The 23,290-nt window shown below is 35.5% G+C and carries 17 protein-coding genes and 1 pseudogene; 9 read left to right on the top strand and 9 right to left on the bottom strand.

What is annotated here, in order from left to right; all coding sequences use genetic code 11:
• Positions 1-30: 30 nt before the first annotated feature.
• The 5 genes from CFK40_RS01965 (at position 31) to CFK40_RS01985 (ending at position 7,684) form a co-directional block, all read left to right on the top strand.
• Positions 31-3,741 carry a hypothetical protein gene (locus tag CFK40_RS01965; RefSeq protein ID WP_089530422.1) on the top strand — a complete coding sequence of 1,237 codons (3,711 nt, stop codon included), beginning with the start codon at positions 31-33 and terminating at the stop codon, positions 3,739-3,741.
• 281 nt (positions 3,742-4,022) lie between these two features.
• The gene (locus tag CFK40_RS01970) at positions 4,023-5,819 is read left to right on the top strand and encodes a hypothetical protein (RefSeq protein WP_089530423.1); all 1,797 of its coding nucleotides are present in this window, start codon (positions 4,023-4,025) and stop codon (positions 5,817-5,819) included.
• A 653-nt stretch (positions 5,820-6,472) separates the two neighbouring features.
• A complete protein-coding gene (locus CFK40_RS01975) occupies positions 6,473-6,970 on the top strand; it encodes a hypothetical protein (RefSeq protein ID WP_089530424.1) in 498 nt (165 codons plus the stop codon).
• A complete protein-coding gene (locus tag CFK40_RS01980) occupies positions 6,948-7,268 on the top strand; it encodes a hypothetical protein (RefSeq protein ID WP_089530425.1) in 321 nt (106 codons plus the stop codon). The genes CFK40_RS01975 and CFK40_RS01980 overlap by 23 nt, the downstream gene beginning before the upstream one ends.
• 20 nt (positions 7,269-7,288) lie before the next feature.
• Entirely contained in the window at positions 7,289-7,684 is a 396-nt protein-coding gene (locus tag CFK40_RS01985; RefSeq protein ID WP_089530426.1) for a VOC family protein, read from the top strand.
• Between the two features lie 198 nt (positions 7,685-7,882).
• Here CFK40_RS01985 and betA read toward each other — a convergent pair whose 3' ends face one another.
• Both betA and betB read right to left on the bottom strand, forming a co-directional pair.
• Positions 7,883-9,565, bottom strand: a complete 1,683-nt coding sequence (betA, locus tag CFK40_RS01990) for a choline dehydrogenase (RefSeq protein ID WP_089530427.1) — start codon at positions 9,563-9,565, stop codon at positions 7,883-7,885.
• Between the two features lie 380 nt (positions 9,566-9,945).
• Complete coding sequence (betB, locus tag CFK40_RS01995; RefSeq protein ID WP_089534255.1) at positions 9,946-11,403, bottom strand: betaine-aldehyde dehydrogenase; 1,458 nt, start codon at positions 11,401-11,403, stop codon at positions 9,946-9,948.
• A gap of 338 nt (positions 11,404-11,741) precedes the next feature.
• On the opposite strand from betB, the gene CFK40_RS02000 reads away from it, so the two are divergent.
• A complete protein-coding gene (locus CFK40_RS02000; RefSeq protein WP_227001847.1) occupies positions 11,742-12,626 on the top strand; it encodes a glycine betaine ABC transporter substrate-binding protein in 885 nt (294 codons plus the stop codon).
• Positions 12,627-12,926: 300 nt separating this feature from the next.
• On the top strand, positions 12,927-13,505 hold the full coding sequence (gene cudC / locus CFK40_RS02005) for a choline uptake/conversion transcriptional regulator CudC (RefSeq protein WP_089530429.1): 579 nt from the start codon (positions 12,927-12,929) through the stop codon (positions 13,503-13,505).
• Positions 13,506-13,814: 309 nt separating this feature from the next.
• Here cudC and CFK40_RS21210 read toward each other — a convergent pair whose 3' ends face one another.
• The 5 genes and pseudogenes from CFK40_RS21210 to CFK40_RS02020 all read right to left on the bottom strand — a co-directional run bounded on the left by CFK40_RS21210 (position 13,815) and on the right by CFK40_RS02020 (position 17,303).
• Positions 13,815-13,940 carry a DUF6254 family protein gene (locus CFK40_RS21210; RefSeq protein ID WP_227001848.1) on the bottom strand — a complete coding sequence of 42 codons (126 nt, stop codon included), beginning with the start codon at positions 13,938-13,940 and terminating at the stop codon, positions 13,815-13,817.
• 46 nt (positions 13,941-13,986) lie between these two features.
• Positions 13,987-14,154 (bottom strand): hypothetical protein, encoded by a 168-nt coding sequence (locus CFK40_RS21060; protein ID WP_168927214.1) that lies wholly within the window; start codon positions 14,152-14,154, stop codon positions 13,987-13,989.
• A gap of 106 nt (positions 14,155-14,260) precedes the next feature.
• Complete coding sequence (locus CFK40_RS02010) at positions 14,261-15,460, bottom strand: spr1629 family repressor/antitoxin (RefSeq protein WP_089530430.1); 1,200 nt, start codon at positions 15,458-15,460, stop codon at positions 14,261-14,263.
• A 32-nt stretch (positions 15,461-15,492) separates the two neighbouring features.
• Positions 15,493-15,672 (bottom strand): annotated as a pseudogene (locus tag CFK40_RS02015) (hypothetical protein); the annotation flags it as partial.
• 233 nt (positions 15,673-15,905) lie between these two features.
• Positions 15,906-17,303: a purine-cytosine permease family protein gene (locus CFK40_RS02020; protein ID WP_089530431.1), complete on the bottom strand. Its 1,398-nt coding sequence runs from the start codon at positions 17,301-17,303 to the stop codon at positions 15,906-15,908.
• Between the two features lie 803 nt (positions 17,304-18,106).
• Between CFK40_RS02020 and CFK40_RS02025 the strand changes: the two genes are divergently transcribed.
• On the top strand, positions 18,107-19,609 hold the full coding sequence (locus CFK40_RS02025; protein WP_089530432.1) for a malate:quinone oxidoreductase: 1,503 nt from the start codon (positions 18,107-18,109) through the stop codon (positions 19,607-19,609).
• 182 nt (positions 19,610-19,791) lie between these two features.
• Positions 19,792-21,345: a bifunctional GNAT family N-acetyltransferase/carbon-nitrogen hydrolase family protein gene (locus tag CFK40_RS02030; protein WP_089530433.1), complete on the top strand. Its 1,554-nt coding sequence runs from the start codon at positions 19,792-19,794 to the stop codon at positions 21,343-21,345.
• An 88-nt stretch (positions 21,346-21,433) separates the two neighbouring features.
• Here CFK40_RS02030 and CFK40_RS02035 read toward each other — a convergent pair whose 3' ends face one another.
• Both CFK40_RS02035 and CFK40_RS02040 read right to left on the bottom strand, forming a co-directional pair.
• On the bottom strand, positions 21,434-21,844 hold the full coding sequence (locus tag CFK40_RS02035) for a YuzC family spore coat inner layer protein (RefSeq protein ID WP_089530434.1): 411 nt from the start codon (positions 21,842-21,844) through the stop codon (positions 21,434-21,436).
• A 196-nt stretch (positions 21,845-22,040) separates the two neighbouring features.
• Entirely contained in the window at positions 22,041-23,237 is a 1,197-nt protein-coding gene (locus CFK40_RS02040; protein ID WP_193433350.1) for a PLL family lectin, read from the bottom strand.
• Positions 23,238-23,290 lie beyond the last annotated feature (53 nt).

A 23,290-nucleotide genomic window follows, 5' to 3' on the forward strand; every position in this document is an offset into this window, starting at 1 on the left:
TAAATATTGGGAAAGATGGTGCTGGATGCAATGCATAAAGATGAAGAATTAATAAAAGTACTAAATGAACTTGATCCTTATAATCCTTTCGATACTTTTAATCAATTTTATGATAAAACGCATGATATCAAAGCAATGCAGAGTATTTTAAATGAAATTAAAAAGTACAATGTATATGACTTTGTTGCACGTGTGTCTGCTTTAAATTTATTGCCTGAAAATCAGAATAAAAGTATTCTTTTCGACGCACTTATTACATCTATACTTACAATAAAAAGAACAGAGTACACGTCAACTAATAAAATGAGTAATGGTAAATTCCGCAAAATAATAAATCAAATAGATAATATGAACTTAAAAATGGGTCAGGATCCTGCTGAAAATGTTTTTGTGGAAAACGTAATGTTCTATGGAAATTATTTGATCTTCCCGGGTATAAATTATCTACCAGGATATTGCCTTCAAATGATTATTGAAACATTATTTTTACGTACTAATAATTTTGATATGCAATTTTTAAAAACAGTATCACAATTGATTCAATTGGTGCTTAGTTTATCCAATAGAGTAGCGACAGAGTTAGATTACAATTTGGCAAGCGTAAAAAAAATAGAAGAAGTTAATATAGCAATTCCCGAAAAAAAGAAATTAGAACACATAGCAGGACTTGTTACGGTTGATAATGATTATATAAAGTGTTTAGTTGGCGATGATTTGATAATGGAGGAAATGTATTCTGATTTTGGACAAGAAGATATAGAAACAGCATTAAAAGTAGAAGAACAAAAGTTCTTTGTAAAGCCTTTTCTTAAAGGAGATAATAATGAAACAATAATATTAAATATCTCTGTTTTATCATCATTTGTATTTCATAAGATTATCCTGTTAGCAGATAAATATGGATATAAAGAAGAACTGATTGATGCTTATAATGCGTCTGTATGGAAAGATTGTCGAAGGTCATTGGAGGTGTTGGGACATAAAAAAATAAAAGAAAAAGAATGGGGAATAAATTTACTTAAACGTAACAATTATAAAGAAGCTTTACTTAATGTATGTAATAACCAAATTATGCTTGTCACGTGTATATGCGACGATGGAAAAGATTACTCAAAAGAAACAATTTTTGATATGTATCCATCCGATCAATTTAGTGAGCTTCTAGAAAGAAGAATTTCATACTTTCATAAAAAACTTTCTGAGCAAAAAGTAAAGAATGAGGATATTTTTCATATTATTATTTTTAATTCGTATGGCAGAGGAATAAATGCGAGTTTTAATAAAAAATTATTTTATCATCCACTTGCATTAAATCCTTATGAATTAAAATGCATATCAATTAATGAAAAACCCGATGAAGCATTCTTACCAAGATATATTAGAGCTAAGAATAGTCTAAGAAGTGGACCATCGGAATTACTTAGTGAATTAAATAATATCGAGATATATGTTCATAATCACTATTCATTCTATATAAATGATGATTTTAACCCGAAAAAGAATACATTGTTCGTTGCTCCTGGAGATTCAGTGGATTATATAATTAGAGCAGTAAAAAAGGAAAATAAGCATTTAGTTGAATCTTATAAAGACAGCTTTTTTTCTGAAGTTGTATTAAATGATAAAGCAAGAAAAATATATGCAGATACAATATTTGACGTTCCTAGAGCTTCATTATTGGTTGAGTTTTCTAATGTGAATATATGGGTATATTCACCACAGATGAAAGAATTTGAAGAATTGAACTTATATTTCTCAATTGTTGATGCATTGTCATATTGGCTTGCAGAATGCAGTGAAATTTTAGAACGATATACTTTTGCATTCGATACGATTAAATTACAGATAAAATTAACTGGATCCATTGATGAATATTATTATAAAGCGGAACAAAATAGTAATTTAATGGATTTGATCAGTTTTAAAACCAAAGAGAATAATGTTACATTAAATTTTACTCCAGAATCCTTTAGAAATCTAAGTTGTAAAGATAATAGTATGGAGAGACAAATGATGGAATTGATCCTCGTTTTAATAGGGAACTTAACAATTGAAGGAGAAATTGAGAAAAAGCAGCTGGAAACTATCTTTGAGACTCCTTTTAAGAAGAAATTCTTTACACTTGAATATATAAATAGTCCTTATTTAAAGCCTATGTTTGATAGAAACTTTCGGAAAATAAAAGCAGGAGATGAGAGTGAATTATTAGATGATATTGGAAGTGAAATTTTAACTTCGGGAAAATGGTCATATGGCATTATTAAAAATGAACAAAGATCATTAATAGCAAGGTATGTAGTAGATTATTTGTATAAGCTATTACAAACGAGTATAAGTAAACTACGGTCTGATTACTTAGTAGAGTTGGTTGTCAATGATTTGGAAAAAGTTATGTATAATCTAATGCTTGTACAGAAAAGGTACGCATATGATGTAGCGTGTTATCCAGAGAAAAAGGAAGAAATACTTAATGATTTTAACGAATTAAATAAGACATCCAGGGCTTTAAAATTTTTAGCAGAATATGTTGCAGCATGCCCACCTGATGGAACAGAGATTTTAGGTGAATTACAATATGATAAATTATTAGCTATTTGTTCTTTAATTATTGATTGGGCATATAAAAATGATTTGTTTTATTACAACATATTCAACACACCAGTAGAAATATTAAATTCCGATAGAGTTGGAATGAAGCAAGATGAATTTAATAAATTACAAATAATTAATTCTGAAGTGCAAGAAAGGCAATTAAACAATACATCAACGGATAACATTAGAGAAAAGCTACCACGTGAAGAGTTTCCTAATATCGAAGAGGAGTTAAATAGTGCATTTTTAGATGAATATTCATTTTCCTTTAATGATTTTTGCAATACAATTTTTGGGATGATATCTTATGGAGACGAGAACAAAAGAGAAGTGAACAAAGCAGAAAAATGTAAATTGGCTAATAGGCTTATAAAAAGTAATACAAATTTAAATATAGATAAAGTAGAAAAGGTGATTCAGTATATTTCTCTAACTAAGAGGGGGAATTACCTTAAACCGGGAAGACCATATAGATCCGAGGATGTTTATCCATGGCGTTTTAATAGAGAATTATCCTTTACTAGGAGACCCGTTATTATAAGAGAAGATGAATTGATTTGGGGAAACAGACAATTATTTCATATGCTAATGTTCACTTTAGATTTAATTTATGATGGCAAACTGAAATCAAGAGGGAAAAAACTCACTAAATTAATTGGAAAGATTAGTAATAAGCGCGGCGACGATTTCAATAATCAGGTATATAATAAAATTTATGAAATTAGTGACTTGATTGTTGATAAAAATCTAGAGAAAATAAACCATAAGAAAATAGTAGATGACAAAGGTAATACGTTAGGTGATATAGATGTTCTATATATTATTCCAGAGCGTAAAAGAATAGTTCTAGCTGAAGTTAAGGATTTTAATTTTTCCAAAAGTCCTTATGAAATGGATTTGGAATATCAGAAAATGTTCGTAGATAAGGACAATAAAAAATGTTTTGCAACAAAACATAAAAGACGTACTTCTTGGGTTAAGGAGCATATTGAAGATATAAAGGAACATTATAGACTAACTGGAGATGGCTGGACTGCGAAAGAAATCTTCATTGTTAATAAGGCGATTATTAGTAATGCATTTTATAATGCTGGGGCGACTATAATTACTTATGGAGAAATAACAAAAGCAAGATTAGAGAGGGTATAATTATTAAATATCATAAATCGCCAAGTGCTAGTTCACTTGGTGATTATAGAGTTTTTCTTGATTAATCATGGTCGAGAGCTTACTTCAATGAAATGTAGATACTTTGAAGAAGGATCATACACTCATAAACTCAACAAGTGGAGTTAAAAAAGGTGTAGTAAGTATTAAAACAGCTCAAGCTGAAATTTAAGTACTCACTACACCTTTTGAATTTGTAATGTTATTATATGTATATGATAACTAAATCATGCTAAAAAGTCAAGACGGGAGTATAAAAAGAAATGGAGAGTCTACATAAGAAATTATTTGTAGAGTTACTAGAAAAGAAAATCAACTCTAATGATGATATAAAATATGATAGTTTTTTTAATATAATTGAGGAATATTTGAACTTAGAAAAAGATATTGAAAATGCTAATGAAAAAACAGCTGAATTACTGAGGAGAAGCAGGAAAGATTATATTAGTGACTTACACAATTTAATAAGCACTTCCCCATTTTTTTGCTTTTCTAATAGATATAAGAATGATCTAAGAACAATTCAAAAATCATTGTCTGAAAAGGAAATAAACTTTTATTTACTTAGAACTATACTAACAGCTTTCCTTAAAAAAAGGAAAATTGGTTATTTTAAAAATGTGCAATTTATGTTAGATAAAAATAGAATAGATTTTAAACATATAATAACCTTAGTAGATAATGTATTAATAGAATTTAAATTTCATAATATATCATTTGAAAAGATTAAGAGTATTTTAAAGCATACTGATAATAGGAATAAAATCTGTTTGAAAATTCAAGATTTCTTTGAGCAAAGTAGGGAAAAACAATTTCCAATATGTTTTCTAAAGATCGAAATGCCTGGTGAACTTCAAGAAAAAGATAAAATATACATACAAGATTATGCGTTATATAAGATTTTTGACGAAAATTGGCAAACAGTAAATAATGGATTTATAAAAGAATATGAAGAAGATATAATTGACTTTTTTATTACTCAAAATAACAAAGAAAAATACGGTAAATCAAAAGGGAGTCTATATCTATTTGATACTAAATATTTGGATGGTACTGATTACCGTACTAAAGTAAGAAACATGGCTGAATATATTGAAAAAGAGTTGAACTGGATAAATCATAGAGAGAATGGTAGAAAAAAAAGACTGGTACATAATATAGCATTTACTAGTATGAAAGATGATTTAAAAATATACAAAAATTTTAATATAACCTTAGCTGCACCTAGAACAATAAATATACACTATAAAAGACAACAAATAAATATTGAAGAATTCTATAGAAACTATCTAATTGCATTGCATAATAGTAAAAATGAGATAGACTCTTTTAAAGTTATATATAATCTGCTAAATTTAATTGAAAATACAGATGATATGACATTAGAAAATCAACTAGTTATTCTGTGGTCCAGTTTAGAAAAGATATGTGTGGATTTAAACGAAAACTCTATCATTTCTAGGGTAACAACTATTTCGAGTAAAGCTCATTTAATGTATGTGCTAAAGCAAGATTTAAATAACATTTGGCACTTAATTACACAGAATAATTTACATGAAACATTGGAGTCTATAAAAGGAGCAATATTAGAACCTTCTGTTGAAGAAAAAGATGTCAAATATAATCCAGAAGAGTTACTAAGTATTCTTAAAAGCATGAGTGAAGAAGATCAAAAGGCTATTATGGAAAGGGATATAACATTAGGTGCATATATTTATTGTTTTGTTAATAGAGTAAGTTCAACAGATGATATAAAACAGTATTTAAAAGAAGAGGAAGAGATAGTTAATCAACACATTAGAAGAATATATAGACATCGGAATATTCTAACACATACTAATATGAATAAAACATTCGATATTCATTACTTTGTTAAAAAGCTTCGAGGATACTTATATTCTTTAATTTCCATATTAATTCACTACACCTTAAGAAACCCTGAGCTAAATATTAAAGATATTATTTATTCTATAGATAAAACATATGAATTTTATATAAAAGATATTATTAGTAAGGAAGATTTTAGAGAGATCCTGAAACCGCACTACCTATATTTATAAGAAAAAATATATATAATTTAGCATAATTGTGTTTGAAAAACTTGAATAAGCTAACGGTTCAAATGAAAAATGTTTACACAGATTTTACACATTACCTGTGTAAAACCCAATAATATAAATGGTTAAAGACCTATTTCGCCCCCCTACCACCAGGGAATTGTAGAAATAAACTTTAATTAGTTGAATTAGAATTTTAAAGAAACAGAAATAAACCGCTCAATATGGTTTATCTCTGTTTTTATTTATTATTGGCTTTAGGGATTACTGAGAGTAAGACTTGAAGTTTTTCTAATTAGCTACCTTTAAATCACCACGGTGAACCGTATCATAAGTAAATGAAGTTTTTAGTTGAATATTGTATAGATACTGGATTTTAAGATACCACACATAACTGTTTAATCATTCGAACAAACCTATATTTGGATAAGAAATTGAAGTTATTGTACCCTCCTATATAATACAGGAGCACATATGTGCAAATTTATTGTATAGGTGTTTTTTTGTGATTAAGTACCGAGAGATTTTAAATCTCCATGCACAGGTAGTAATAATTCAAAAGCGAATTTATAAAATTTACTTTTGATGCCACCAAACCTACATCTTTTTTCGATTATAAAATATAGATATAAATTTTATTTTAAGGGTGGAAGAAGATGAATTATATTAAGCAGTTGAACGGATTTCATATAAGGATTGATTTGGAGCCAATTTCTGTGCATGCGCGATCGCTTTGGAATACGTTGATGGATATTAATAACAGATTGGGCTGGTGTGCGGAATTTTCGGTTGCGGAGTTAAAATTGAGCAGTAAGGCAGGATTATCGGATAGTAACTTTAAAAGCGCATGTAAAGAATTAGAGGAAAATGGATATATTCAGGTGACGTCAGGAACCGATAATCGGACATCAGTATATAAGATAATTTGTTTGTATGAGAATGTGGGTAATGAATCACATCATCTGGACCAAGAAATGGAGCGAAATGTGAACCACAAATTGACCCACAAAATGGACGACAAAGTGGACCCATTAATTAAAAAGAAACTAAAAAAGAAACTAAAAAAGAAACAAAACAATAAAACAACTACAACAGACGCGTATGGATTTTTGACAGGAAGTTTTTTTTGCAATGACGCCATGCTTTGCGAATGACATGATTCAGGAGGTTACCGATGTAGGTGAACCATTAGTTTGGGCTGCACGGAAACGTGCTATGGAACAGTGGAAAGAAAAATGGGGCTTTGTGAAACGTATAGTGCGGATGTGTGCAGAAAAGGAAATTGCAGAGGTGGAAGTTGCCCAGACAGAAGCGAGGGGCCATCCAGCTTATTTGAGGCTGAAGGAGAAGGGAAAAACAGAATCTGTTGGTATGTGTATTAATATTTTTTCAATACTGAAGCAGGTATACGAACGTCCTATGAAGAATTTACATAGTGTAAACAAAATTTGATGAAAGTGTAGGTGAATAGCTTGGGAAGATTAGTTCATTTTGAAATTCATGTGGATGACATGGAAAGAGCCAAAACGTTTTATGGTGAAGTATTTGATTGGAAATTTGAAGATTGGACTGATTTTGCGGGGATGCCTTATTTTGGAGCTGTAACGGGTGATGAAAATGATATGGGTATTAACGGAGCTTTGATGCAAAGGCAGAGTCCTCCTCCAGAAGCAAACCAGCCTTTGAATGGATTCGCTTGTACAATGGGTGTGGAAGATTATGATTCTATTGAGCAAAAGATTATGGAAGGTGGCGGAACGGTAGCGATGCCAAAATACGCACTTCCTGGAATGGCATGGCAGGGTTACTATGTGGACACAGAAGGAAATTTATTTGGGATTCATCAACCAGACGAGAATGCGAAATAGGTTATTAGTTTCAAATAATAAAGCGTTCCAGCTTTTTTCACCAATTTTAAAAAGAAGAAGACCGGTCATGTTAATAGAACGGTCTCCTTCTAGTATTGATAAACTTGTATTATATTGGATTATCTTCTTTATCGGCAGATAGGGTGAAAGAGTTCCAAAACAAGGGATTGGATACATACCCGGCTCCCCAACAATTACCTACTTCCCAACCGTCCCTGCATCCGCCGCATGAACGCCATGACGGTAATAATCTTTATACTCGGGCTTCATTGGTCTTTGTCCACGGATAATATCGGCTGCTTTTTCCGCCAGCATCAACACTGGTGCATGGATATTTCCATTTGTTGTATGCGGCATTGCAGATGCATCAACTACCCGTACATTGTCCAGGCCATGAACTTTCATAGTCTCTGGGTCTACAACTGCCATCGGGTCGGAAGCAGGACCCATTCTTGCCGTACAAGATGGATGAAGTGCCGTTTCGGCGTCCTTTTTTACCCACTCCAAAATTTCCTCTTCTGTTTGAACAGAAGGCCCAGGTGAAATCTCTCCCGTACTGTAAGGCGCTAATGCTGGCTGAGAAAGGATTTCCCGTGCAACGCGTATTGCTTCAATCCACTCACGTCGATCCTCTTCAGTAGACAGATAGTTACATACGATACTTGGATGCTCGAAAGGGTTTCGTGAACGGATTTTCAGGCTACCTCTGGAGTTGGAATACATCGGTCCAACGTGTACCTGGAATCCATGCTTTGTATCCGCCTTTTTTCCATCATAACGTACCGCTAGTGGCAGGAAATGGAACATCAGATTTGGATACTCAACTTCTTCATTCGAACGAACGAATCCGCCACCTTCAAAATGGTTCGATGCTGCAGGGCCAGTACGTCCAAGCAGCCATTGCAAGCCAATCCAAGGCATTTTAGCTTTATTTAAGCTGGGTTGCATGGAAACCGGCTGTGGGCATGCGTGCTGAATATATACTTCGAGATGATCCTCAAGGTTTTCACCTACGCCAGGTAAGTCAAGGACTGGGTCAATGCCAAGCGAGCGTAAATGATTAGCATCTCCTACACCAGACAATTGTAATAGCTGTGGTGTGTTGAATGCACCACCGGCAAGAATCACTTCGCCTGCGTTAACCTGATAGGTCTTTCCATTTCTTTGGTATGTTACACCCTGTGCTTTGGTACCATCAAAATCGATGCTGGTAACAAAAGCACGCGTCTCTACTGTAAGGTTTTTGCGTCGCATGGCAGGACGTAAATATGCTCGTGAAGCAGAAACCCGTCTTCCGTTATGCACCTGGCTGTCAAATGGGCCAAATCCTTCTTGACGAAAACCGTTTACGTCGGGAGTTCTAGCGTAACCAGCTTCAACACCTGCATCGAAAAAGGCTTGAAATAAAGGATTCGTTGCAGGTCCGCGCTTTAATTTTACTGGACCATGATGACCGCGGTACTCTTCAGAATCCTCTCCAAAGGTTGCTTCCAGTCGTTTAAAATACGGAAGACAATGGGCATAATCCCAATTTTTCATTCCCTTATCAGATCCCCAACGATCATAGTCCATCGGGTTACCACGTTGGTATATCATGCCATTTATGGAACTTGATCCTCCAAGCACTTTCCCTCGAGCATGCGCGACACGTCGCCCATCCATATGGGGCTCAGGATCTGTAGAATAAATCCAGTCATAGAAGCGGTTGCCTGAGGGGAACATCAAAGCTGCTGGCATTTGAATAAATAAATCCCAAAAGTAATCATTGCGCCCCGCTTCCAGAACAAGCACACTGCTATTCTTATCTATACTTAGACGGTTGCCGAGTACAGAACCTGCACTACCTCCGCCAACAATTACATAATCGTACGTTTGGTTCATATGAATACCCCCTTAAAGACTTTTAAATGAAATACAGTATACAAAGGAAGTTGAAAACGTCTTTCGTTGCTGAAATGATTGGCAGGATTTTCACTGTACTCAACGAATCCAGCAATCTGGCAAACTACTTATCTGCTTTGTCTGTATTATTTGTATTTATTTTTTTAAATGTATTTTTAACGTATCAAAAAATATAAACATAACATGATTTTTTTAACTCTAAACCTTTCTATTAAAGAAGAAGGCTTAGAGCTATTAATTATTAGAAAAACTCGTCATTCGCGTTGTCCTTAATAACAAATGACGAAGTATTTCTTATACCGGCATTTCCTCAAAACTTTTATACTTTCCTTACGTGAAAATATAAATTTACATCAAAATTATTTAAACCAATTAACGGGTTTAGGTTGTGTATTACGATAAATGTGCTTAACTTCGGTATATTCGTCTATACCTTCCGGACCAAGTTCACGACCAATACCTGATTGCTTATAACCGCCCCACGGTGCTTGTGCAAAATAAGGATGGAAGTCATTGATCCAAACGGTACCCATTCGCAAGCGTGCCGCGACAAATTCTGCCTTATTCAAATCTTGCGTCCAAACGGCTCCAGCCAATCCATAAATTGTATCGTTCGCTAATTTGACAGCTTCCTCTTTGGTCTGGAAAGTTTCTACTGTCAATACTGGCCCAAATACTTCTTCTTGGACAATACGCATATCGTTTGTACAGTTTGTAAATATGGTAGGTAAATAGAAAAAGCCGTTTTGCAATTCAGGATCATCAGGGCGCTTTCCGCCAACAGCTAGTTTGGCTCCTTCTTTTTGACCTATTTCCACATAGTTTTCAACTTTCGCACGGTGTTCGGCAGAAATCATTGGGCCGCTTTGTGTGTTTTCATCAAAACCATTGCCTAATTTAATTTGTTTCGTTCGCTCAATGAGCACTTCAACAAATTCATCATGGATGCTTTCTTCAATTAAAAGCCTGGAACCCGCAGAGCAAACTTGTCCTGCGTGGAAAAATACAGCATTTAATGCTTGATCAACTGCTGTTTCAAAGTCAGCATCGGCAAAAACGATATTCGGATTCTTTCCACCGAGCTCAAGTGCGATTTTTTTCACATTATGACTGGCTGCCTGCATGACTTTTTTTCCGGTTTCAATACCACCGGTGAATGAAATTAAATCAACGTCATCATTAACAGATAGTTCCGCACCAACAGATGCACCGGAACCAAGAACTAAGTTGGCTACACCTTTTGGTATGCCAGCCTCTTCTATTAGTTTAAAAACTTTAACTGTTGTTAACGGTGTGATCTCACTCGGTTTCATAACAATGGTATTACCTGCTGCCAAAGCCGGTGCAATCTTCCATGCGGCTTGCAGTAAAGGATAATTCCATGGTGTGATTTGACCACAGACACCGACAGGCTCGCGAACAACTTTACTTTCACTGTTTGGTATTGGTGATTCGATGACTTCACCGCCATTTTTATCTGCTAAACCACCGAAATAAAGAAAAACGTTAGCGATGTCGGCCATATCTGCACGGCTTTCTTCCACTGTTTTACCTGTATCCAACGTCTCGAGTTCAGCCAGTTCTTGCAAGTCCCGACGGATCAATGTACCGATTCTGTAAACGAACTCACCTCGTTCACTGGCAGGTAATGTGCTAAAGCTTCCTTCATCAAATGCCACCCTTGCTGCTTGAATGGCTGCTCGAGAATCTTCTTCATTTCCTTCTGCAGCACATGCAATGACGTCTTGATTATAAGGGTTAATGATATCCCGTGTTTCTCCGGATTTGGCGTTCACCCACTCACCATTTATATACATTCTTTGTAAGCCCAAATCATCACTCCTTTACAAATATTATATCGTTAAATTTATTAAATAAAAATTAAACATTGTTAATACAATTATCCTAACAGTACTTTTATTTACTTGTCAAACGTTGAAACAAGACGAACTTTGGATTTGACAAAACGAAATATTCCGTTAACCTATTACGTAGAGTAAAAAACATTTAAAAAATATTAAATGTATTTATTTTATTTAATAAAGGGGGCGAAGTTATCTACTAGCACTCTTGGCAAAAGTGTGTGTTTTTCTTAATAGATATCTGCCAAAATATAAATCAGAAAGGTGTTTGACAATCAATGAGTTTTCGCAGAATGACTCAATTAACTTTATTTACTATCATACTTTTCGTACTAGCAGCTTGTAGTTCAACTAGTGGAGGTGACGAGTCAGGTAGTACAACTGGCGAATCGAATGAAAGCAAAGGGACAATCTCGATTGGACAGATTAATTGGCCTGAAAATATTGCAGTCACAAATTTGTGGAAGGCTATTCTGGAGGATGAAGGTTATGACGTGGAGTTAGAACTTCTTGGAATGGGTCCTCAGATGGCCGCTTTAGCTTCAGGAGAATTAGATGTGGCACCGGAAATTTGGTTGCCGGTGCAGGATAAGAGTTACTATGAGAAGTATAAAGACCAAGCTAATTTTTTCGAAGACCCTTGGTATGAAAATGGGAAAGTTGGACTGGCCGTTCCAACGTATATGGAAGATGTAAACAGTATTAAAGATTTAAATGAATACAAGGATAAATTCGGTGGCGAAATAATAGGTTTTGAGTCTGGGGCAGGAACAATGCTGGTAGCGCAAGAAGTAATTAAGGAATACGGTCTTGATTATGAATTGGTAGCGAGCAGTACGGCAGCAATGATTTCATCCATTAAGAATGCAGTTGAAGAAAAAGAACCTATCGTTGCACCGCTATGGAAACCGCATTATGTGTTTTCTGAAGTGGACTTAAAGTTCTTGGAAGATCCGAAAAAAACCTTTGGTGAAGTAGAAAAAATTTATATGGCAACCCGTGAAGGGTTTGACTCAGACTATGGAAAAGTGAGTAAATGGTTGAAAAACTTTAAATTGAACGACAAGCAACTTGGTGAATTAATGATTAATATTAAAGAAAATGAAGATAATCCTATTAAAGGTGCACAAAAATGGATAGAAGAAAATCAGGATTTAGTTGAAAAATGGATGAAGTAAACGTGAGGAAAGAGACGATACTCGATAAGAGAATCGTCTTTTTTTCATGGCAGCTAAGAAAGTATAAATCCTTTCTTACTGCATAAGTGCAACTAAGGCTTTCGCCATGAAAGCTTGGCGATAAGCCAAGTTTTCTAAAAGAATGAAACTATTTTGTCATGTATTTTATCAGAAAGGTTATTGCTGAATTAAAGTTGCATCTTAGTACTATTAATTATAAAATAAAAGAAACATTTAATATATTATTAATCAATTTAACAGCAGAAATGCTCTTATTCTCCACAAAAAAGAGGTGCCACAATGGAAGGGAATCGGAATAAGTTTAATAATGAAAAAGCCCAAGAAAAAGTCGATCAAGCTGAAAGTATGATGGTTAATACGATTTCAGAAACAATGGACCTTTATGGTGTTACCCCTTCAGTGGGACGTCTGTACGGAACAATGTATTTTAAACATCAACCTATTACTCTGGATGAAATGAAAGAAGCACTCGGTATGAGTAAACCAAGCATGAGTACATCTGTTAGGAAACTTCAAGAAATCAATATCGTTCAAAAGGTATGGCAGAAAGGTTCGAGAAAAGATACATTCATGGCTGAAAAGAATTTCTTCAATTATTTCTCTCAATTTTATGGTATGAAATGGGAACGCGAAGTGAGTATGTTTCTGGTTAGTATTAAAAAGGCTCAAGAACAACTCAATGAGGTAATTGAAAATAGCGAAACAGATGAAACATTACGAGAAAGAGCTAAGTTGGATTATCAACAACTCGATGATGCCATGATCTATTATCATTGGTTGGATAAGCTTACCAAACTTACTAAATCTGGTGAAATATATGATTATATACCGTTAGAAGATGCAAGTGAAAGGGATTAGTTATAATAAAGATATCGATTTGGCCTCAGAAATTAACTGGTAGGTATGTAAAATATAAGGTCATGCACTTCCTGAGAGTACAAAATGGAAAAAAGTACGCTCCCAACGTTCAATTCCAATTAGTTTTTATAATCAACGTTGAATCTTGAAGAATATTTCGGCTGTGATTATATTATCAACATAGTTGAAAGGGTCAGTCCCTCATTGTGCTAATGTGCTAGCGCGGTGGGGAACTGACCCTTTTATTCTAGAGTAATTTAAACAAACAGGAAATGCCCAAAAGATTATAGAGCACCCTAATATTTACTTTTATTTGTTTTTATCTTTGCTAGTACCATCAGCTAACTGCTCAAGAGATTTAACTTTTCCGTGTGGGTTTTGTGATTGTTTTCTGCCCTGCCATTCCCGTTCTTGTTGTCGTTTTGATTTAGACATATATAATATTACTCCTTTTCAAAGTGTCAATAATCAGTTTACCCTATCAATTATTTTGTGTTTTAGATGCTCTTTCTTTTTTTGCTTTATTTTTGTGTGCCTGATTTGTAGCTGCACTGCCTAATTCTTTAGAGAACTCCGAATCCGTTTTACTGGAATCAAATCCTTTTTTATTCTTTTGTTGTGGGTCATTTTTCTTTGTTCGTTTCGCCATTATTTTCCCTCCCTTTTTGAATTAGTATGGGAAAGGAGGCATGAAATATTCGTACTAAATGATCAGGTTGATTACGAACAGCTTCTTGCTGAGAAACACACATTTTTTATTTACTAACCCTGGATGAAAATTTACTAACATTAACTAACTCAAAATCCTGTTCGCTAATCATGTAGTTATTAAGAAATCTCAAATCAATTCCCGTTATTTGATGCAAAAAGGGAACTTCCACCATCCAATCATTTTCAATCATCTGGCGAATATCAATCATTCCTTTTTTTGCAACTAAGTCAATAATCGATTTTACTTTTTGTGGTTTTTGTATAAGTAGTGTTTCATCTAAAGGCTCTTTTTTTAGATAACCCTTTCGATGTAGTGATGCATAAAAATTACGATGACTTTTGGCATCCAATATACCTAAATTAGCCGCTCGATATCCTAATACTTGTAGGGATGTTTTCCATTTCTTTTTTAAATCTATATATGCGTCAGGATTTTCCGCATGAGTAATGGTTCGCATTTCATTTAGAAAGGGTTCCTCAGGTAAAAGGAATGCACCCGCAAACTGATTGGCTTCATTTTCAATAGCTTTATGTTCTTTACGGTTTAAATTAGTGAATTCAACCTTATAGTGAAGTAGTAAGTGGGCAAGTTCATGTGCTATATCGAAATTTCTGCGAACTGCTGAACGTTTTAAATTACCTAAAATGATAAAAGGGCGATCTTGATTAGTCCATAAACTATATGCATCAATTTCTTCACCAATAGCTTTTTCAAAAATAAACACACCACTTTTTTCAACTAGAAACATTAGATTATCATTTGTATCATCGCGAAGTCCTAGCTCGTTACGTGCTAGGTTGGCTACTTCGGATATTTGTACTGTCCTGTCCTCACTAGAAGAATTTAAGTAATCAATTACTTTGTTTCTCAATTGAATAATCTTTTGTGTAGGGTGAGTTAATTTGGCAGTTAGATAGTTAACAAAGCTATCTAAAAACTCAATATGTTTAGCTTCGGCTTGTGTTTTTGAAATTACATTCATTACTTTTGAACGATATGCAATGTTCATGACTGGTATATTTTCTGGTTTAAAGTACCGATCAAGAACATCTTTTTTATAAAAATATTTGCTTTTCACATGGAAAATTGATTTTAAATCATTAACAATCTGCATTTTAGGTGACGTATAATTATTCTCGTATTGCCAAACCGCCTGTTCTGTTACATTTAATAAAACAGAGAGCTGTTTTCGTGAATGTCCATGCATAATACGGAGATTAGTTAAGTTTTCACCAATAAACATAACGCTCCCCCCTCATCTAGTTAATAAAAGAACTAATTATTTTCCTCATCTTCATCCTCAAAGATTCCTATATCGAATGCCGCAGGATCGATTATATCATTTTCTTGTTCAGGTGCAATTACTTCTCTTTCTTCATCAGTTAATTCAGAGCCAGAAATGTACCTTGAAAGATCCTCTATCTTATACGCTATATTATCTTCTGGATTAGGGACAAGATTAGAAAAGAATATTTGTAAGATATTAAGTACCACTGAGATTCGAGATATTTTAAAAAATATTATTAAGATCCTTATTATATGATGGATGTAGTAAAATACCTAATAAAAACAAAATTGGGACAACATTAGGAAATAACAAACGAGGTAGAACCATAAGTTGGTTTTACCTCGTTTGTGTATATAACTATTATTCATCAGATGAAAGTATTCTTCCTATATATTCTTTCCTAGCCGATATAATCTTCTTTTGGAATATCCTTGTTTTCTTTTTTAATATAATATTTTCCTTTTGTGGTAACAGCTATAATAAGGGTGAGTACAGAAGCAAGTATAGCTGCGAAGAATGCAGCAGTACTTTGCAGGAACGTCCCCATATATCCTAGTGCTGCAATCGTACCAATACCACTCGCTACTATTAATGATCCAACTCCAACCGGATTCCATTTGTACAAATTCTGTTGTCTGGCCTCATAGTAACGAGGGCCAATCTTCAGGAATTTCTTAACGATAATAGCATCTGTAACTAAAATAGCTGCCCAAGTCAATAGGAAAACCCCTTGGAAGGTCAAGACAGTTTCGAGGTGATCGACAATATTAAGAAGCATCAAAATGATTGCTGATACTCCGGTTACAACTACCCAAAACCGTCTACCGGGTTTAAATTTAAATATATTTTCAAAGAAATTGGATAGTGACAAGGAACCACTATAGATATTTGTAACATTAATTCTTATTTGAGTTAACATCGTAAATAATGCTCCCCAAATGCCAAGAAGTAGTACAATATATACCCCGGGATTTGGTTCTCCTAGACGAACACCAAACCAAATACCAAGACCTCCCATCACTCCAAAACAAAATATCTGAGGGATGAATCCAATAGCAAATATTCCTATTTTCATATCTTTTGGTTTAAGAAAACGGGCATAATCCGAGGCTAGAAGTGGTGTTAATCCCATGATTCCATGCTGCATTCCTATACAAAGCAAGAGAGCTGTTCCCCCAACTTGTACACCTTCTGGCAAATAAGTCCAAAAGTAACCATCGTAATTTGATGTTTTCATAGCAGCCGTGACAATCGCTGCAATTAAAAAAATGAAAAACAACGGAAGTGACCATTTTTGTAATTTGTCCAATTGTTTAATTCCAAACCAATTTAAAGGGATAACAATGGAACCAAAGAAAATAATTAACACCCACTCTGGAATAGCGGGAAAAAATTCGTGGACGGCAGAGACTAAGATTAAGCCTTCAAGCGCACAATACATAATAAAATTGGTAGCATAGATAAATGAGGTCAAAGATGCGCCGATATAGCCAAATCCCCCACCTCTAGATAGTAAATTTACGTTCATGCCCGACTTTGCAGATAAATAGGCAATGAATGTTCCGAGAATACCCGCAACAATGATAGCATAAACAGCAGATATAATGGCATTCATTGCTCCGAATTGAAGCGCCATAACACTACCCATTTGAAAGTAAAAAATAGCTGTTGCAATTCCAAAAGTGATATTCGTAATACTTAACCAGCCCATGTTTCTCTTGTTTCGAGGTACTCTATCCAGTGAATAGTCATCACTCACCTCTGAGTTGTTAAGATCTGCAGATTTATCAGATCTCATTATCATCAGCTCCTTTGCTTTGTGAAGTAATTCACAAGAATCATCCTTACTAGATTTGTTCTAATCCAAAATAGACCAAGAGTAATAGTATATCAATTTAGGTAAGAAACATTCAAACATGGATATAAAGCGTATTTTGTCATAAAACTGTAATAACCATGTCTATCTACCATATACTGTCTCTATCTTAGTAATCGTATTAATTTCCGAATATAAAGATGTTTATTTGATGAATGTACGTGTAAAAAACGAACGTTAGTAAAAGTTAAGCTACAATTTTATTCATTAAAGCGAAAGATTTGGCTCTTTCGTGGGCCAAGGAACCTGTCCGAGGCCACTGAAAAAGTGGTGGATTTTAAAAATTTAACTTTTCACCCTAACTTAGCATCTCGAATATACGGAGACTCCTGCGGGAAGTAAGAGATCGGCGAGACCCCGCAGGACGGCAGTCCGAGGAGGCTCGACACTCGCCCGCGGAAAGCGGAGTATATTCGAAGATGCGATGGTAGATCCACATATTTTTTATTATATTTAACTTTTTCAGTGGCCTCAACCTGTCCCTTTCTCCCTTCCTTTGTCCCTTTAATAATGGAAAGCAGAAAGTTGAGGTTAAGGTAGATAATAATATAAATATTTCCACTTTTGCAAGCTTTTAAATACCCCACAACCATTATGTACATAGCTACTTTATTAAGCTATACTTTAATTAATTGTGATACACTATAAAAGGGTGCATTGATATGGTGTGAGGCTAGCTCGCGCCTATACCCTTTTGCAAATTAAAGATATAAGGAAGGTTATATATGAGCAACATGCCTAAAGAAACAGACGTTATCTTAATTGGTGCTGGAGTCATGAGCGCGACTTTGGGATCATTACTGAAAGAATTAGCGCCAGACTGGAAAATTACGGTGTTTGAGAAACTCGATAAAGCAGGAGAAGAAAGCTCTAACGAATGGAATAATGCGGGTACGGGCCATTCTGCGTTATGCGAACTGAACTATACATCGGAAAAACCTGATGGGTCTATTGATTGTAACAAAGCTATTAAGGTTAATGAACAATTTCAACTCTCCAGACAGTTTTGGTCTCATCTAGTGGACAGCAAGCTGATTAGTAACCCGCAAGACTTTATCATGCCACTGCCGCATATGAGTTTGGTACAAGGGGAAGACAATGTAACGTATCTGAAAAAACGTTTTGAGGCGCTTTCAAAGAATCCCCTGTTTCAAGGGATGGAGTTTTCCGATGACCCTGAAAAACTAAAAGAATGGATTCCGCTTATCATGGAAGGCCGTAAATCAAATGAAGCGATAGCTGCAACCAAAATCGACTCTGGAACGGATGTCAATTTTGGTGCCTTAACACGCAAGTTGTTTGACCACTTACAAAGTGAAAACATTGAGGTAAACTACAAGCATAGTGTTGAGGATATTAAACGTACTAGCGAGGGCAAGTGGGAAGTCAAAGTACATGATATCGATGGCGGAAAAATCGAATGTCATACTGCAAAATTCGTTTTTATCGGTGGTGGAGGCGGAAGTCTGCCTTTACTACAAAAAACCGGTATTCCTGAATCAAAACATTTTGGAGGATTCCCGGTGAGTGGACTATTTATGGTGTGTAACAATCCGGAAGTTGTAGCGCAGCATGATGGAAAAGTATATGGAAAAGCTAAGGTTGGTGCTCCTCCAATGTCTGTTCCGCATCTTGATACAAGGTATATCGATAACAAAAAGACGTTATTGTTTGGACCGTTTGCCGGCTTCTCACCAAAGTTTTTAAAAACAGGTTCAATGTTTGACTTATTAACTTCCGTGAAACCGGATAATCTTTTAACTATGTTATCGGCAGGCGCAAAAGAGATGTCGTTGACAAAGTACTTGATCCAGCAAGTTATGTTATCGAATGAAAAACGCATGGAAGAAATACGCGAGTTTATTCCGAACGCCAAAAGCGAGGATTGGGATATCGTGACAGCCGGTCAGCGTGTGCAAGTTATCAAAGATACGGAGGCTGGCGGTAAAGGGACACTTCAATTTGGTACCGAACTTATTAGTTCTGCTGATGGCTCGATAGCTGCGTTGCTCGGTGCTTCTCCGGGTGCTTCTACAGCCGTTCACGTTATGCTTGAGATTTTTCAAAGATGCTTCCCTCAACATTTGAAAGAGTGGGAACCGAAAATAAAAGAAATGATCCCTTCTTATGGCGAGTCGCTAGTAGACAATCCTGAGCTATTTGAAGAGATTCATGCTTCAACAGCGAAGACTCTGGGTCTAAGTGGGAAAGAGGCAGTATCTAGTTAAATTTTGAGTGTAGAAACAAATGTATTTAAAATAATACTTAGAACCTTTGATCTAATATTGATTGAAGGTTCTTTTTTCAATTCATTTGAGAGCGCATATTTGTAGAACCTATCTTCATCAAGTAAAATTTAAACTATCTCATTAACATAGATATGTTCAAAACCCGAAAGGACAGAACTCATATGTCTAAAAAATTGGATTTATCGAGCTTTGAAAAGAAGCTTGAGGTTAGAAATATTAAAAAAGAAGATATAGATCAAATTTTAGAACTGCAAAAGGTCTGTTTTCAGAATATGGACCCTTGGAAGCAGGAGCAGCTGGAAAGCCACTTAGAGATCTTTCCAGAAGGGCAGTTTTGTGTGGAATATGATGGGCGGATAATTGGAAGCTGCTCTAGCTTGATTGTTAATTTTGATGAATACGATGATCGGCATACGTGGGATGACATTACAGATGAAGGATATATTACGAATCATGATCCTGAGGGCTTCAACCTGTATGGAATAGAGGTAATGGTTAACCCAGAATTTAGGGGAATGAAGATTGGTAGAAGACTTTATGAAGCTAGAAAAGATTTAGCCAGAGAGCTAAATTTAAAAAGCATTATTTTAGGTGGACGAATTCCGAATTACCACAAATATAATGATCAATTTTCACCTAGAGAATATGTTGAAGAGGTTAGTTTCAAAAATATTCATGACCCCGTATTAACGTTTCAAATTATGAATGGGTTTAGCGTGATGCGAATTAATCCTGGGTATTTACCGGTTGATGAAAAATCATTACAATACGCGACGTTAATGGAATGGAATAACATTGAATATCAGGCAAAGTCGAAGCGGCACTTTAAGACAGCTTATCCTGTAAGAATAACCGTGATTCAATATATGATGAAAACCATTGAATCATTTGAGGAATTTGCAAAGCAAGTAGAATATTATGTTGATGTTGCGTATGATTTTGGATCTGATTTTGCTGTTTTTCCGGAAATATTTACGACACAGTTGATGTCGTTCTTGGATGAAAAGGTTCCTTCAAAAGCAGTCCGTAAGCTAACGGAATATACCGAGGGTTATATTGAACTCTTTACCAACCTAGCGGTGAAATATAATATAAACATAATTGGTGGTTCACACTTTGTGCAGGAAGATGACCATATCTATAATATTTCTTATTTATTCCGAAGAGATGGGACGATTGAGAAGCAATACAAAATTCACGTAACCCCAAATGAGAAAAAGTGGTGGGGGATTAAACCGGGTGATGCCGTTAAAGTGTTTGATACCGATTGTGGTAAAATCGCAATCCAGATTTGCTATGATATCCAATTCCCAGAACTTACCCGGTACGCAGTCGACCAAGGAGCAAATATTATTTTTGTCCCATTCTGTACAGATGATCGACAAGGATATCTACGTGTACGATACTGTGCACAGGCTCGCGCCGTAGAAAACCAGGTATATACCGTTATTGCCGGGACAGCCGGTAACCTAACGCAAGTGGAAAATATGGATATTCAGTATGCCCAATCTGGAATATTTACCCCTTCTGATTTTGAGTTTGCCCGTGATGGTATTGTCGGAGAGTGTAATCCAAATATAGAAGCGGTTGTTGTTGGTGATGTAGATTTAGAAATATTAAGGAGACAAAGAAGGTCGGGCACAGTAAGACAATTACGCGATAGACGCAGAGATTTGTTTGACGTGAGGTATAAGAAGGAAGATACAATATTATAACCTGCATCTGCTATTTAGTAGATAGGCGTTACAACATACCAATTAAAACGGCTATTCTTTTTTTAAAAGACAGCCGTTTTTTTACATATTATCGCCATCGAATTGCCATCACTAATTTACAACAATCCGTATCTTCCACCTTAGAAATCATGGTTATATTAATTCCATCAGGGTTATAACTTATTTCCACATCTCCAGGAACGCCCGTTGATTCAATTAGTTCTTTTACCTTTTCTGTTTTATTTTGTTGTGCAGCATCCATAACTTTGTAGGCAAAATCCTCCGATTCAGAAAGTTTGTTTAAGACAACTGTAGCATTTTTCATGAGCTGCTTGAATTCCTTCGCAGATTGATAAAAAAGTGTTGGATCAACATCAAGAGATTGGGGCCGATCGTTTGTATAATTAGCATTTGGCTCCGGATACAAATAAGTAGGTTGCTCATACATTCGCCAATCTGGATAACAGTAAATTGGATAAGGTTGCTGAGGATAATACATTATAGTTACCTCCTTGAATAAAGTCTCTACAATATATTCCAAGGAATGAATGACGTGATGTTTGTTTAGGTAAAAGTGATTATTGCTGTCGGAAGTGGAATTCGTTCACATAGAGGTACACAATTCAGCAGAACATACTGCTCTCATATGTAATGGTAAAAGGCCCCTGCGCTAACAGGAGCCTTTCATTTAATTATTACCCCTTATACAAATGAATGAGGTTATCATTTTGCCCTTTTGCAAATACATCTGTTCGGTTTGGTCCCCAAGACACTGCTGCTGGTTCGGACGTTAACGAGCCACCAAGGTTTTGCCAATTGGACCAACTGGATCCATTCCATGATTTCACATAAAGATCATTTCCTGTTCCTCTAACGAAGACTTCTAAACGATTTGAACGTTTTGAGGAAACAGCAGGTGCTGATGTAAGGGTTCCGCCAAGGCTTTCCCAGTTACTCCAAGAAGAGCCATTCCACCACTTGTGAATTAAATCTTGGTTCTGTCCTCTTGCAAAGACGTCGATTCGATTTGGCCCCCAGGAGACTGCTGCTGGTGCTGATGTCAAATTACCACCTAGATCTTCCCATTCTTCCCAAGCAGAACCGTTCCATGTTTTCTTATACAGTCTTTGATTCGTTCCTCTTACAAAGACATCTAATTGGTTTGACCGGCGTGAAGAGACTGCTGGAGCACTTGTCAGTGTACCGCCGAGGTTTTCCCACTCACTCCAACTGCTTCCATTCCACCATTTATGATATAAACTGTTATCTGTTCCTCTTACAAAAACATCGATTCGGTTTGGTCCCCAGGAAACCGCTGCTGGTGAAGACGTTAATATACCGCCAAGGTTCTCCCAACCACTCCAATTTCTCCCGTTCCACCATTTATGATATAAACTATTGCCCGTTCCTCTCGCAAAAACATCCAGACGATTAGATTGCCAGGAAGCGGCTGCCGGGCCAGAAGTTAATGTACCGCCAAGGTTTTCCCAACCTATCCAGTCCTGATCTGGCTGGCCCCCGCCACCCCCAATTTGATTTAATGTTAGTTGAATAACGCGTACCATTATCCGATTTGCTAGGTTTTGTGGAATATTAAATTGCCTGAAGATTAAATTAAGCCATGGAACCTGGTTTTGGAATTGATTATATATTTGATTAGCCGATTGGTTTGGGTTTGCCTGATTAAGTGTATAGCTGACTACAAGAAGAAATATATAGTCAGTAATACCTCGGTTCATTCCTGCTTGCTCTAGCTCCGTGTATAAGTTGCTATGTTGTGTGCGAAGTATCTGCAAAATCTCTTGCGCACTCGGCTGTTGGCGCATAATATAGGGTTGACCATAATAATCTACGGGCATTCCTAATGGTGTTTGATATGGGTCTCTATACATCTGTATACCTCCTCAATTTTTTTACTGAATCAGTATATGCATGATTGGGCTAA

The organism is Virgibacillus necropolis (genome assembly GCF_002224365.1).
GTDB lineage: Bacteria > Bacillota > Bacilli > Bacillales > Amphibacillaceae > Virgibacillus_F > Virgibacillus_F necropolis.

What these genes read in the sequence shown, in the direction of transcription:
- CFK40_RS02040 (WP_193433350.1), bottom strand. Translation starts at nt 23,237, where the DNA reads ATGTATAGAGACCCATATCAAACACCATTAGGAATGCCCGTAGATTAT.
- CFK40_RS21210 (WP_227001848.1), bottom strand. Translation starts at nt 13,940, where the DNA reads ATGTCTAAATCAAAACGACAACAAGAACGGGAATGGCAGGGCAGAAAA.
- CFK40_RS01975 (WP_089530424.1), top strand. Translation starts at nt 6,473, where the DNA reads ATGAATTATATTAAGCAGTTGAACGGATTTCATATAAGGATTGATTTG.
- CFK40_RS01980 (WP_089530425.1), top strand. Translation starts at nt 6,948, where the DNA reads ATGACGCCATGCTTTGCGAATGACATGATTCAGGAGGTTACCGATGTA.
- cudC (WP_089530429.1), top strand. Translation starts at nt 12,927, where the DNA reads ATGGAAGGGAATCGGAATAAGTTTAATAATGAAAAAGCCCAAGAAAAA.
- betA (WP_089530427.1), bottom strand. Translation starts at nt 9,565, where the DNA reads ATGAACCAAACGTACGATTATGTAATTGTTGGCGGAGGTAGTGCAGGT.
- CFK40_RS01965 (WP_089530422.1), top strand. Translation starts at nt 31, where the DNA reads ATGCATAAAGATGAAGAATTAATAAAAGTACTAAATGAACTTGATCCT.
- CFK40_RS02000 (WP_227001847.1), top strand. Translation starts at nt 11,742, where the DNA reads ATGACTCAATTAACTTTATTTACTATCATACTTTTCGTACTAGCAGCT.
- CFK40_RS02025 (WP_089530432.1), top strand. Translation starts at nt 18,107, where the DNA reads ATGAGCAACATGCCTAAAGAAACAGACGTTATCTTAATTGGTGCTGGA.
- CFK40_RS02010 (WP_089530430.1), bottom strand. Translation starts at nt 15,460, where the DNA reads ATGTTTATTGGTGAAAACTTAACTAATCTCCGTATTATGCATGGACAT.
- CFK40_RS02035 (WP_089530434.1), bottom strand. Translation starts at nt 21,844, where the DNA reads ATGTATTATCCTCAGCAACCTTATCCAATTTACTGTTATCCAGATTGG.
- CFK40_RS01970 (WP_089530423.1), top strand. Translation starts at nt 4,023, where the DNA reads ATGGAGAGTCTACATAAGAAATTATTTGTAGAGTTACTAGAAAAGAAA.
- CFK40_RS02030 (WP_089530433.1), top strand. Translation starts at nt 19,792, where the DNA reads ATGTCTAAAAAATTGGATTTATCGAGCTTTGAAAAGAAGCTTGAGGTT.
- betB (WP_089534255.1), bottom strand. Translation starts at nt 11,403, where the DNA reads ATGTATATAAATGGTGAGTGGGTGAACGCCAAATCCGGAGAAACACGG.
- CFK40_RS02020 (WP_089530431.1), bottom strand. Translation starts at nt 17,303, where the DNA reads ATGAGATCTGATAAATCTGCAGATCTTAACAACTCAGAGGTGAGTGAT.
- CFK40_RS21060 (WP_168927214.1), bottom strand. Translation starts at nt 14,154, where the DNA reads ATGGCGAAACGAACAAAGAAAAATGACCCACAACAAAAGAATAAAAAA.